Here is an 11,923-nt window from a genome sequence, read left to right on the forward strand (position 1 = left end):
TCGGTATCTCCCGGCTACCGCCACATTCCCCGCATGCGGGCGCCTATATCCACCGTTGGCCCTTGGCCGGGGGTGCGCGCCGCAGTACCGGCAGGCACAATCGGCCAGGAAGTCCTCTCGAACAGACCCAGCAGCTTTTCGGGAATGAAGCGCGTCCTGGAGGCATAGAGATGGCGATCGCCCTGCGCGTGCTGGCCGTGCACAAAGAAGCGTTGCGGCACGACCAGATGGAGGTCGTCCTTCGCGCGGGTCATGGCAACGTAGAGCAGACGACGTTCCTCCTCGATCTCGGCCGAGGTGCCGGCACCGAGATCGGAAGGCATGCAGCCGTCAACGACGTTGAGCAGATAGACCGACTTCCACTCCTGGCCCTTGGCGGAGTGGATCGTCGAAAGGATCAGATAGTCCTCGTCGAGCAGCGGCACGCCGGCTTGGTCGCTGGTCGCGTCGGGCGGATCCAGCGTGAGCTCAGTCAGGAAGCGTTCGCGCGAAGGATACCCGGAAGCGATCTGCTCAAGCTGGAGCAAATCAGCCCGGCGGGTCTCGGCGTCTTCATGGATGCGATCGAGATGTGGTTCGTACCAGAGCCGCGCACGCTCGAGATCGACGGGCCATTCCGAATATCGGAGATTGCCCAAGGTCTCGACGAAGCCCTTCCAATCATCGCCGGCGCGTGGCGGCGTCGGAATGCCCGCGAGCGCTGCGATCGGGTCGGCGGCCTCAGCCATCCGGTCGAGCACGCGCTGCGCAGTGGCAGAGCCAATGCCGGGCAATAGATGCAGCAGACGGAATCCGGCGACACGATCGCGCGGATTTTCGACAAACCGCAGCAGCGCCAGCATGTCCTTGATGTGGGCGGCATCGAGAAACTTCAGTCCTCCAAACTTCACGAACGGGATGTTCCGGCGCGTCAGTTCGATTTCAAGCGGACCGCTGTGACTGGACGTTCGAAACAGCACGGCCTGCTCCTTGAGGAGCGTACCGGACTCGCGGTTCTCCAGGATCCGTTCGACGATAAAGCGGGCCTGGTCGGCCTCGTCGCGGACGGCGACGAGTTGCGGCTTGGCTCCGGATGTCCGCTCGGTCCAGAGGTTCTTGGTAAAGCGCTCCTTGGCGAGACCGATAACGCCGTTGGCGGCGGCGAGAATTGTCTGCGTCGAGCGATAATTGCGGTCAAGCGTGATGATGTTCGCCGGCGGCGAGAACTGGTCGGGAAAGTCGAGGATGTTGCGCACGGTCGCGGCGCGGAACGAGTAGATCGATTGGGCGTCGTCGCCGACGACCGTCAGGCCTCGGCCTCCGGGCTTGAGCGCCAGCAGGATCGAGGACTGCAGGCGGTTCGTGTCCTGATACTCGTCGACCAGGACGTGGTCGAAGCGCCCGCCGATGTCATCGGCCAGGCCGGCGTCGCCGACCATCTGCGCCCAATAGAGCAGGAGGTCGTCGTAATCGAGGACGTTCTGCTTCTGCTTGGCTTCGACGTAGGCCGCGAACAGTTCCTTAAGTTCAGCCGCCCACCCGGCGCACCAAGGATACGACGTGCCGATGACCTGCTCGATCGGCATCTCGGCATTGACGCATCGCGAATAGATTGAAAGGCAGGTGCCCTTGGTCGGGAAGCGACTTTCCGTCTTGGAGAATCCCTTTTCATGCCTGACCAGGTTCATGAGGTCGGCTGAATCTTCGCGGTCGTGAATCGTAAAGGCCGGGTCCAGGCCGATCTGTTCGGCGTACTCGCGCAGCAGCCGGGCGCCGATGCCGTGGTAGGTGCCGGCCCAGGTGAGTGCGTCCGTCATGACGCCGGCGTTGTCGCCCATCACCTTGCGGGCGATGCGTTCGACGCGCTTGGTCATTTCGGACGCAGCACGCCGTGAAAACGTCATCAGCAGGATCCGGCGCGGGTCGGCACCCTGAACGATCAGATGGGCGACCCGATGGGCGAGGGTGTTGGTCTTTCCGGACCCCGCTCCTGCGATGACCAACAATGGCGCCGCCGCCAATCCTCCCACGGGGCCGTGCTCAACCGCACGCCGCTGCTCGGGATTGAGGGCTTCGAGGTAGGCGGTTGCCGTCTGCACCTGGGGCGTCCGTTCATGGTTGGAATAAACGACGGTCAATGATTCCTGCTGTGATCGCAACCTAGACTTCCCCACGAGGGTGACGCGGCTGCCAACCAAGTTGGAGCAAGGTCGCGGAGGGGCGCCGCCCGGCCTTGGCGCACTTGCGGCAGCGCAGACGGCTCGCAAGATCGTGCACAAAGGTGGTCGGCGGATGCTTGAGGGCTGCCAAATCGACATCGTTCGGGGTCTTGCACCGTGAACACTGGATTTCCAGCCAGGGAAAGCCGCCGTTGATAGCCTGGTCAATTGTTGGCGAGGGGTCGATCGGCTCGCCATCGCTCCACATCCGCTCGTTCCAGCTTTCACAGAGCAACCTATCGGCCTGCTGGATCAGCGCAGCGCCCTTGGCCCGCATCTCAACTGATTGCGCAGCCAGAATGCCGGTCATCGCGCGTGCTTTCCCCAATTCCTTCGTCAGAGCCTTTCGGTCTCCGCCTGACAGCGGCGTGGGGTGGTGTTTTGGCGCCATCCGGACATCCAAGCGCAGACCAAACTCGGGTGCGGGCTAGGTCATATCAAATCCCGGCCAGCACCCGTCTTCTTCGTGTCTGCCAGTGCGCTGCTGGCAGGTGTTGTCGAGCAGTCGCTGCGCCACATCCTTCCAGACCGCGTTGGCGCCATACAATCGGACTGCGTCAGCGGCCTGGATTTCCACTGTCCGCTCGCAGCGGCGGCAGGAGACGCGCAGTACGTGACGCTGAATTTCCGAAAGGCGTCTCAGCCGTATCTGGTCCCGGGTCGCGCTGGCACGAGGGTCTTTGAGGACCGATTCCCAGTATTCCGCCGGGAGGGGAGCATCCGGAGCCGCAGCGGACGGGCCCGGCCTGCGGCCGCCTTCAGCGGCCAGCTTTTCCATCTGCTTTGGGGTCGGCATGCGCCAGCTCGCGGGTCGGTCGGACATTCCGAATTAGAACATAAAGAGAACAAAAGTCGAGTCCGATCAAGCCTGCTTATTGAAAAAATCCTCCTGTTGGAAAGGTCGCGCTGTCGGAACCAAGCCGGCCCGTTCGTCTTGAATCCAGCATCAGTATCGGAGTTCCCCGCCATGGCCCCCCGCGCGAACTGGAAAGGCTTCCTTCGTCTTTCCCTCGTCACCTGTCCGGTAGCGCTCTATCCGGCCACGTCGGAATCCGAAAAAGTCTCCTTCAATCAACTCAACCGGAAGACCGGCCATCGCATCAAGTACGCCAAGGTCGATGCCGACACTGGCGAGGAGGTCGCCAACGAGGACATCGTCAAGGGCTACAAGGTCGACACCGACACCTTCATCGAGGTGACCAAGGAAGAGCTCGAGAACGTCGCGCTGGAATCGACCAGGACCATCGAAATTGACGAGTTCGTCGACCGCAGCGAGATCGATCCCCGATATCTGATCCGTCCCTACTACCTCACTCCCGACGGTAAGGTCGGGCACGACGCCTTCGCGGTCATTCGCGAAACGCTCCGCGAGATGAACAAGCTCGCGATCGGGCGCGTTGTCTTGACCAACCGCGAACACATCATCGCACTGGAGCCGATGGACAAGGGCCTGATGGGGACGCTGCTGCGCTATCCTTACGAGGTGCGTTCTGCGGACGAATATTTCGATGACATCCAGGATGTCAAAGTCACCAAGGACATGCTTGATCTCGCCAGGCACATCGTCAACCAGAAGGCGGGCCACTTCGAGCCGGACAAGTTCGAAGACCAGTACGAAACCGCCCTTCTCGATCTCATCAACCAGAAGCGCGCCGGCAAACCCATCACCGCGAAAGAGCGGCCGCGTGGCGAAAACGTTGTCGATTTGATGGACGCGCTGCGCAAGAGCATTAGCGGAGCAAAGGCGGTAGAGGAATCCAAGCCGGCCAAGAAGGCACGCAAGGTCGCAAGCGGTCAGAAAGAGATGCTGATGCCGATCGCCGGGAAGAAGCCAGCGAAGGAGGCCGCGGCGAAGAAGCCGGCCGCCAAACCGCAGCGGAAGTCGGCTTAAGCTTATCGTGAAGCACCCGGTGACGCCGGACGGTCGCTGCTTCGTCGTCCGCCGCAGGCTCTGGCGGATGGCGAATCCCGGTCTCGACGAGGCCCAGCGAGCCGAGCTCGTCGGTCGGCTGATGGAGGCCCGGCGGGCGGTACGCGGCGCCAGGAAAGCGGCCGATCCGGACGCCGAAGCAACGGCGCATCGGGTCGTGGACGAGGTCAAGCAGGCACTCGGCGAGCGCGGTCCCGTGGTGGGACGACGGATCGCCAGATTTCAACCGGCACATGGCGAAGAACACACGTTATGCCGATTGGTATGCGAAACTAGCTCGCCCCGACCAGGGAGGACTGTGAATTGCCAAAAGCCGCAATCTTCGATCTCGACGGCACGCTTTTGGACTCGGTGGACCTCCACGCGTTGGCTTGGCAGGAAGCCATGCTCAAGTTTGGCCACGATGTAAGTTTCGAACAGGTGAGAGGCCAGATCGGCAAGGGCGGAGACAAGCTCATTCCGGTCTTCCTGTCCGCTGACGAACAACGAGACCACGGCAAAGAGCTGGAAGAGTGGCGCGGCAATCGTTTCAAAACCGAATATCTGCCGCTCGTACGTCCCTTCTCGGCGGTCCCGGAACTGCTCCGGCGCGTGCGCGATACTGGACTTCAGATCGCAGTTGCTTCCTCGGCCAAGAAAGATGAGGTCAAGAAGTACCTCGATATCGCAGACATCGCCGACCTAGTGGACCTGCAAACCTCTTCCGATGACGTAGAAGAATCGAAACCAGCGCCTGACATCTTCGAGATCGTTCTCAAGAAGCTCAAGCTCGAAGGCGCCGACACCGTCGCCATCGGTGACACGCCCTACGATGCCGAAGCAGCGGGGAAGGTTGGCATCGCGACCATCGGCGTGCTTTGCGGCGGGTTTGCTGAGAGTTCGCTGAGGCAAGCCGGATGCGTCGAGGTGTATCCGGGGCCTGCTGCGCTACTAGCCTGTTTCGAACGTTCCTTGCTGCGCAAATAGCCAAACGTCGTACCTCAGAATCCTGCGCTGTTGATCAGCGCTCGATTGCATCGCAAAATAGGAGCGATATGGCAGTGCTGGCAAAGACATCCAGGCGATCGACGTTGAGTGCTGGCATTCTGGCCTACCGGAAAGGCGCTCGCGGGCTCGAGGTTCTGCTCGTTCACCCCGGCGGTCCGTTCTGGCGCAACAAGGACGATGGCGTCTGGTCCATCCCGAAGGGTGAACTCGATGCCGCGGAAGATCCAGAGCAGGCCGCGCGACGTGAGTTTGCCGAGGAACTTGGCACCAGCGCCTCGATTGATCGGCTGCAGGCCTTAGGGGAGGTTCGCCAGCGAGGAGGGAAACGCGTCATTGCATTCGCCGGAGAGGGCCATTTTGACCCGGCGGCACTGGGAAGCAATACGTTCGATATCGAATGGCCGCCCCGGAGCGGTCGGCGACAGAACTTTCCCGAAGTCGACCGCGCGGAATGGTTCGATATCGAGTTCGCACGAACGAAGATGCTATCCGGACAAATCGAGCTTCTCGATCGTCTTTTGGCGATCGCGGGTGAGAGCACCGGAAAATGACGCTCAAGATTGGAATCATTTCAGACACGCACGGCCTCTTGAGGCCCGAGGCGGAACGACGCCTGACGGGCGTCGATCACATCATTCATGCCGGCGACATCGGGCGTCCCGAGATAATCGACGCGCTTCGCCGGATCGCGCCCGTCACCGCTATCCGTGGAAACGTGGACAGCGGTGAGTGGGCCCGCGAATACCCCGACACGAAACTGGTGCGCCTGGCGGGAAAGGCGATCTACGTTCTGCACGACCTGAAGACGTTGCAGGTCGATCCCGGCGCCGGCATCGACGTGATCGTCTCCGGGCATTCCCACGTACCGAAGATCGACACGGTCGGGGGCATTCTCTATCTGAATCCCGGCAGCGCGGGACGACGGCGCTTCAGGCTGCCGATCACGCTTGCGACGCTCGAAGTCACGCCTGAGGGCATACGACCAGAAATCCACGACCTTTGAAGGCGACTGAACGCACCGCCGCGGTGGAATCGCTATTTACGCGAACGTTCTCGTTCGCGCACGACATCCTTCGCTCGCTTGTCGGACCTGAGTCCGAGGTAGACGGGCTGGCGCAGTTCGCCCTTGCCCGTCCACTCCGCGAACTTGACCTCGGCAACCAGCGAGGGCCTGACCCACGTCGTGGCGGCTTCGTCCTTCACTTTGGCAGGAAAGGGTGATTTAGGAGCCGTCAGCTTCACGAGCTTGGCATGGAGATCTTCCAGGACCTTGTGGCTGAAGCCAGTGCCTACATGTCCGATGTAGCGCCATGCATCGTCTTCCCGCACGGCGAGGACCAGGGCGCCGAAGAACGGTCTGGTGCGCCTGGGCGCCGTGAAGCCGGCGATCACCACTTCCTGCCGCTTTGCCGTCTTGATCTTCAGCCAATCCGGGGTCCGGCTTCCAGACGTATAGGCGCTGTCGGCGCGCTTCGCCATGACGCCTTCCAAACCCTTCCGCTCTGCCTCGGCGAAGAATTTGGTGCCGTCCTCTTTGCGGTGACGGCTGAAGGCGATCAGCTTGTCGCGCGGCAGAATCGCCTTCAGCCGCTTCTTGCGTTCGAGGAGAGGCTGCTTGCGTAAGTCCACTGCGTTCTCAAACATGAGATCGAAGACGCAATACAGGAGCTTTGCTTCATGGCGCAGCGCGTTTTGAAGCAGCTGGAAATGCGAGACGCCGTCCTTTCCGATCGCAACGAGTTCGCCGTCGATCACGGCGTCGCCTTTCACGCCCTCCAGCGCCTTGGCGACCTCCATATAGCTGCGGCTGATGATCTTGCCGTTGCGGCTGTAGAGCGCAACCTTGCCCCGCCGGATTTCCGCGATCATCCGGAAGCCGTCGTACTTGTCCTCGAAAACCCAGCCGGGATCGTCGAACGGCGCGTCGGTGAGCGTGGCGAGCATCGGCTGCAGGCGCTTGGGCAGGGTCGACGTCCGGCTCATGCGAGGCCAATCCTTTTAAGAGCGCGTTGCGAAATGCACGGAAGTCCTTCAAGGATGAGGGAACGCTTCGAGGCCGCGTCGTGTTCCGCAGGCGCCGTGGCGTGCGCGACGTTGACGATCGATCGGGGAGGGCGGATCAGGCCGATGGCCAGAAAACTGAAAACCTATCAGACTTCGCTGGGCTTCTTCGATCTGGCGATCGCCGCTCCATCGATGAAAGCGGCTCTGGAAGCGTGGGGGGCCGACAGCAATCTCTTCCATCAGGGCGCGGCGAAGGAAAGTGACGATCCGGACGTGATTGCCGCGGCGATGGAGAAACCGGCGTTGTTCTCAGGCGCGCCGTTGGATCCGATGGACCCTTCGGCGAACATGCCAAGCTGCCCACCGCTCTCGGCGGTACCGGGCCAACGAAAGCCGCCCGCAAGTCGAAAGGTATTAGGGCGAAAAGGCCTTCCTCTCGCCCCGTCGACAAGGTGGCGGAGCGAAAGGCCACTCTCGCCTTCGAAAAGGAACAGAGGCGCCGCGAGCTTGAACGGGCGAAGGAAGAGACCGCCAGGCAGAAAGAGCGTGAACGCCGTCAACAGGCGGTCGACAAGGCACAGGCTGCCTTGGACAAGGCCGAGCAGGAGCACGCAAAGAGAGCCGAGGCGATCCAGGCCGAGGTCGAGGCTCTTGAGAAGAGATCGCAAACCGAACAAGCCCGCTGGGATAAGGAGAAGGGACGATTGAAAGCCGCGTTGCGGCGCGCGCGGGGTTAGTCAACGGCTCTTGGTCGGCGGCACCCACGAGCAGCGCCATCAACCCACATTGGCCTATGACGGAGCGGCTTATGCTCTGCTTCCGCTTTTGGCGGTATAACTGACGTGGCCGGACTTGCCGCTCCGTCGCTCGTGTAGCGATTGCCCCGAAGCGGAAGTTGATCGTCGCCCGTTCTTGGATGCATGAGGCAGCATCCGATGATAACCCGGAAGAAAGATGGTCAGACCGAGTTTTTCGAGTTTGAGCGGACATCTAACATTAAGGGCCAAAGCTCGCTTACTCTTTGAGACGGTGCCAGTTCAGTGCGCAGTCAGTAGCATCCCCGTTGCAACTTCGCGGAATTATCTTGCTCAGACTAGCTTGATCGTTGCCTCAATGATGCCGCGCGTTGCTCTTGAGAACGGACAGGTATTTTCCGCTTCATCGACCAGTCCTTTTGCCACGCTGCGCTCCAAACCCAGGATCGTCACGTTGAGCCGAGCGCTGAGTGAGTAGCCGCCATCACCGAGGTTCAGGTCTACCTCTGCATCGATGCTAACTTTGGCTGGCAGCGTGATTTTCCATTTGCGGGCCGCAAGCGCGATCGCATTCGCGAAAGAAGCTGACCAGCCAGCTGCCAGCAGCTGCTCCGGGTTGGTACCGATCCGCGCCGAGCCGGGCATCGAAAGCCTGATGTCGAGCAGGCCGTCGGAGCTGCGCGAAGCGCCCTGTTCGCGGTCTCCCGTGGTTCTGGTCTTGGCGGTGTGGAGCACCTTTACGATTTGGTCCATGTTACATTCTTTTTTGATAGTGGCCTGTAGAACGGTCTTGAGGCTCGCGGGCACGGTGCGCGCGAGCCTTCGGTCGTTGCTGGTCTGGCGCGGCTGATAGATCTGGTCGGCGCGCACAATGCGCTCGCCGTAGTCTTCAAGCCGATTTGCGGAGGGATCTGAAGCCTGCACGAAGCTCTTCGGTAAAAAGCCTTGGCTGCTCCCAGGCAGCAAAATGACCGCCCTTTTCCACCTTGTTGTAATGGATGAGATTGGGATAGGCCCGCTCTGCCCACGTCCGGGGCGTCTGGTACAGTTCGTCCGGGAAGACGCTCACGGCAGTTGGGACTTTGACGCCCTTCGGACTGAAGAAGGGCAGCTTGTTCTCCCAGTAGAGCCGAGCTGACGAAACACCTGTGTTGGTGAGCCAGAACAGCGTGACATTGTCGAGGACATCGTCCGGTGTCAGACCCTCGGTTTGTCCGTCAAACGAACGCGCGATGAGTTCCAGACTGCGCGCGTCGTGGTCGATCAGGAAGGTCGCGAGGCCGATCGGCGAGTCCGCAAACCCCGCCAGTGTTTGCGGGCGCGACGCCATCCAGAAGGCGTAATAGACATGCTTGTAGACGAAAACGAGCTGGTCGTAGGAGCTTGTCTCTTCGGCAGAGAGACCAGACGGCACCGGCGCACCAGAAAACGATGCCTGGTCGATCTCCGCAGGAATCGCGCCGGGCATGTTGGTGTGGATGCCGACCAATTCCGGCGGCGCCTGCACGCCCAGCATATCGGTAACTATCGCACCCCAATCGCCGCCCTGTGCGGCAAAGTGCTTGTAGCCGAGACGCCTCATCAGAGTGGTCCAAGCCTGCGCGATCCGTTCGGGCCCCCAGCCGGTCGAAGTCGGCTTGCCGGAAAACCCGTAGCCGGGCATCGACGGAATCACCAGGTGGAAGGCGTCCGAAGCGCTGCCACCATGAGCGGTAGGGTCGGTGAGCGGCCCGATGATCTTCAGTTGCTCCACCACCGAACCGGGCCAGCCATGCGTCACGATCAGCGGCAGTGCATTTTCATGCTTGGAGCGGACATGGATGAAGTGGATGTCCAGACCGTCGATTTCGGTGATGAAGTTCGGCACGGCGTTGAGCCGCGCCTCGACCTTGCGCCAGTCGTAGTCGACTTGCCAGTAGCGCAGAAGTTGGCGGATGGTCTTGAGCGGTACGCCCTGGGAGAAGTCGGTAACCGTCTCGTTCTCTGGCAGGCGTGTTTCCGCCAGGCGCCGGCGCAGATCGACGAGGGCTGCCTCTGGAAAGTGGATGTGGAAAGGACGGATGGCATTTTTGTCGAAGGCCCCGACGGTGTCGATGGCCCGCGAACTGGCTGTGTCGGCCATCGCGGCGGCTCTGAACGGAAGGCCGAGATCACCGGCGACGGGGCTATTTGTTTCTGTCGTCAACATGTGGATTCTCCTCGATTTGCTAATGGGTTGGAAGGGCCGCAGTTCGCTTGAACGCCTGCGAAGAGCCGGTCATCCGTCATCCTCGCTGCCAGGAAAGATTGCGCCAAAGTCCGCGCATTAGCCCGCTATGGGTTGTTAGGGGTTGTTAGTGCTCGCGACCGGGCTGCGCCCCTGGTCTCTGGCCGCCTACCGGACCTTGGCGCTATGCCTGGGGCGGGCTCTTCGCCTAGAATGCCGGTGGAGCTGGGACCGGACCGGATGGCTTCGAGAGGCGACGCCATGATCGCAGCGGCCGCGCGGACCAAGGAAGTCATATCCTTTGGTCCTTTCAGTCTCATCGTCAGCGAGAGGCTTCTGACCAACGACGGTACACCGATCGAGTTGAGTGCGCGGGCACTCGATATCCTCGTCGTTTTGCTGTCCCATCCCAACGAAATTGTCGGCAAGAAGGAATTGTTGGCACAGGTTTGGCCCGACGTCATCGTCGAGGAAGGAAGCCTGCGGTTTCATATGACTTACCTCCGTAAGGCGCTAGGTGACGGAAAGGCTGGCGCCCGATACATCGCAACTCTCCCCGGCAGGGGTTATTGCTTCGTCGCGCCAGTCTCGCGGTCGGCCGGTCAGCGCGGTGACACGCCCATCGTCGCAAGCATTTTTCCGCACGCCAATCTTCCCAGCCGCCAAAGCCGGGTGGTTGGCCGGGACGACGATATTCTGAAGCTGTCGGCTCAGCTGAACGCCTCGCGCTTTGTCACCATCGTCGGCGCCGGCGGCGTCGGCAAAACCACCGTTGCGATAGCGGTCGGTCATCACCTGGTCGATGCTTTCTCGGGTGCTTTGCTGTTCGTCGACCTCGGAACGCTCAGCGATCCCACCCTGGTCACGACAGGCATGGCCTCCATGCTTGGGCTATCGGTTCAATCCAACGATGCGACGCCCAGTCTGATCGCTTACCTGCGCAACAAGCGAATTCTGTTGATCCTCGATACGTGTGAGCATCTCGTCGAAGCGGTGGCGCCGCTGGCGGCACGCATCATCGATGCAGCGCCGCAGGTCCACATTCTCGCGACGAGTCGCGAAGCGCTTCGGGTAGATGGCGAGCATATCTACCGATTGGATGCGCTGGCCTGTCCGCCGGACGATCCGGGGCTTACGGCGGCGGCGGTCCGGGCGTTCCCGGCCACACAGCTGTTCATGGAGCGCGCAGCGGCCAGTGGCGCGCGTTTGGACGTCAGCGATGCGGAAGTCCTGATCGTTGCAAGCATCTGTCGAAAGCTTGACGGTGTGGCGCTCGCGATCGAACTGGCGGCCAGACGCGTCGAATCCCATGGACTGCAACAAACCGCGACCCTTCTCGATCAACGCCTGACTCTGCTTTGGGTGGGGTCGCGAACCGCTCCACCGCGGCAAAAGACACTGCAGGCCACGCTGGATTGGAGCTTCGGGCTCCTGACCGAACTGGAGCGTATAGTGCTCCGCAGGCTCGCCGTATTCGTTGGCCATTTCACCCTGGATGCGGCGCTGGAGGTCGTTACCGGCGCTACTCTCGACAGGTCGACCGTCCTTGGCGCCGTAGATAGCCTGGTCGCCAAATCGATCGTGGCAACGAACCCCCTGGGGGCGATGATGCGCTACCGGCTTCTCGACACAACGCGCGATTACGCCCGTGAGATCGGCATTGACGCCGCCGATGCTACCGACCTGTCGATACGGCATGCGACCTACTTTCGCCGCTGGTTGGAGCAGAGCGGAAAGGAATGGTCGACCTCATCAAGTGGAATCGAACGCGCTTCACATTTCGCGGCCATCAACAATGTTCGGGCCGCACTCGAATGGTGCTTTTCTCCGGAAGGTAACGCCG

The 11,923-nt window shown here is 61.3% G+C and carries 11 protein-coding genes and 1 pseudogene; 6 read left to right on the forward strand and 6 right to left on the reverse strand.

The annotated features are described in order from the left end of the window. Nucleotides 1-14: 14 nt before the first annotated feature. From UP10_RS26230 to UP10_RS45960, 3 genes are all read right to left on the reverse strand, one after another. The gene (locus UP10_RS26230; protein ID WP_044590145.1) at nt 15-2,078 is read right to left on the reverse strand and encodes an ATP-dependent helicase; all 2,064 of its coding nucleotides are present in this window, start codon (nt 2,076-2,078) and stop codon (nt 15-17) included. A gap of 61 nt (nt 2,079-2,139) precedes the next feature. Beyond that, nucleotides 2,140-2,589, reverse strand: coding sequence for a hypothetical protein (locus tag UP10_RS26235; protein ID WP_044590046.1), 450 nt, complete (start codon nt 2,587-2,589; stop codon nt 2,140-2,142). Nucleotides 2,590-2,625: 36 nt separating this feature from the next. After that, entirely contained in the window at nt 2,626-3,021 is a 396-nt protein-coding gene (locus UP10_RS45960; RefSeq protein WP_245321855.1) for a hypothetical protein, read from the reverse strand. Between the two features lie 144 nt (nt 3,022-3,165). On the opposite strand from UP10_RS45960, the gene ku reads away from it, so the two are divergent. The 4 genes from ku (at nt 3,166) to UP10_RS26260 (ending at nt 6,118) form a co-directional block, all read left to right on the forward strand. Then, the gene (ku, locus tag UP10_RS26245; RefSeq protein WP_044590048.1) at nt 3,166-4,089 is read left to right on the forward strand and encodes a non-homologous end joining protein Ku; all 924 of its coding nucleotides are present in this window, start codon (nt 3,166-3,168) and stop codon (nt 4,087-4,089) included. 342 nt (nt 4,090-4,431) lie between these two features. Further along, entirely contained in the window at nt 4,432-5,094 is a 663-nt protein-coding gene (locus tag UP10_RS26250; RefSeq protein WP_044590049.1) for an HAD family hydrolase, read from the forward strand. A gap of 68 nt (nt 5,095-5,162) precedes the next feature. Then, nucleotides 5,163-5,666, forward strand: coding sequence for an NUDIX hydrolase (locus UP10_RS26255; protein ID WP_044590050.1), 504 nt, complete (start codon nt 5,163-5,165; stop codon nt 5,664-5,666). Further along, nucleotides 5,663-6,118 carry a metallophosphoesterase family protein gene (locus tag UP10_RS26260; protein WP_044590051.1) on the forward strand — a complete coding sequence of 152 codons (456 nt, stop codon included), beginning with the start codon at nt 5,663-5,665 and terminating at the stop codon, nt 6,116-6,118. The genes UP10_RS26255 and UP10_RS26260 overlap by 4 nt, the downstream gene beginning before the upstream one ends. Before the next feature lie 32 nt (nt 6,119-6,150). On the opposite strand, the gene ligD is transcribed toward UP10_RS26260, so the two are convergent. After that, the gene (gene ligD / locus UP10_RS26265; RefSeq protein ID WP_044590052.1) at nt 6,151-7,098 is read right to left on the reverse strand and encodes a non-homologous end-joining DNA ligase; all 948 of its coding nucleotides are present in this window, start codon (nt 7,096-7,098) and stop codon (nt 6,151-6,153) included. Nucleotides 7,099-7,242: 144 nt separating this feature from the next. On the opposite strand from ligD, the pseudogene UP10_RS26270 reads away from it, so the two are divergent. Next, nucleotides 7,243-7,856: pseudogene (locus tag UP10_RS26270) on the forward strand (cell envelope biogenesis protein TolA). 351 nt (nt 7,857-8,207) lie between these two features. Here the strand turns inward: UP10_RS26270 and UP10_RS26275 are convergent. Both UP10_RS26275 and UP10_RS26280 read right to left on the reverse strand, forming a co-directional pair. Then, nucleotides 8,208-8,627 carry an Ohr family peroxiredoxin gene (locus UP10_RS26275; protein ID WP_044590146.1) on the reverse strand — a complete coding sequence of 140 codons (420 nt, stop codon included), beginning with the start codon at nt 8,625-8,627 and terminating at the stop codon, nt 8,208-8,210. 136 nt (nt 8,628-8,763) lie between these two features. Next, a complete protein-coding gene (locus UP10_RS26280) occupies nt 8,764-10,062 on the reverse strand; it encodes an epoxide hydrolase family protein (protein WP_050043811.1) in 1,299 nt (432 codons plus the stop codon). Nucleotides 10,063-10,341: 279 nt separating this feature from the next. Between UP10_RS26280 and UP10_RS26285 the strand changes: the two genes are divergently transcribed. Beyond that, nucleotides 10,342-11,923: ATP-binding protein (locus tag UP10_RS26285; RefSeq protein ID WP_044590053.1), on the forward strand; the 1,582-nt coding region annotated here is incomplete at its 3' end.

Source organism: Bradyrhizobium sp. LTSPM299, assembly GCF_000938235.1.
Lineage (GTDB): Bacteria > Pseudomonadota > Alphaproteobacteria > Rhizobiales > Xanthobacteraceae > Bradyrhizobium.

Coding starts and splice junctions, on each gene's coding strand:
- UP10_RS26235 (WP_044590046.1), bottom strand. CDS start 2,589: ATGGCGCCAAAACACCACCCCACGCCGCTGTCAGGCGGAGACCGAAAG.
- UP10_RS45960 (WP_245321855.1), bottom strand. CDS start 3,021: ATGTCCGACCGACCCGCGAGCTGGCGCATGCCGACCCCAAAGCAGATG.
- ku (WP_044590048.1), top strand. CDS start 3,166: ATGGCCCCCCGCGCGAACTGGAAAGGCTTCCTTCGTCTTTCCCTCGTC.
- UP10_RS26255 (WP_044590050.1), top strand. CDS start 5,163: ATGGCAGTGCTGGCAAAGACATCCAGGCGATCGACGTTGAGTGCTGGC.
- UP10_RS26260 (WP_044590051.1), top strand. CDS start 5,663: ATGACGCTCAAGATTGGAATCATTTCAGACACGCACGGCCTCTTGAGG.
- ligD (WP_044590052.1), bottom strand. CDS start 7,098: ATGAGCCGGACGTCGACCCTGCCCAAGCGCCTGCAGCCGATGCTCGCC.
- UP10_RS26275 (WP_044590146.1), bottom strand. CDS start 8,627: ATGGACCAAATCGTAAAGGTGCTCCACACCGCCAAGACCAGAACCACG.
- UP10_RS26280 (WP_050043811.1), bottom strand. CDS start 10,062: ATGTTGACGACAGAAACAAATAGCCCCGTCGCCGGTGATCTCGGCCTT.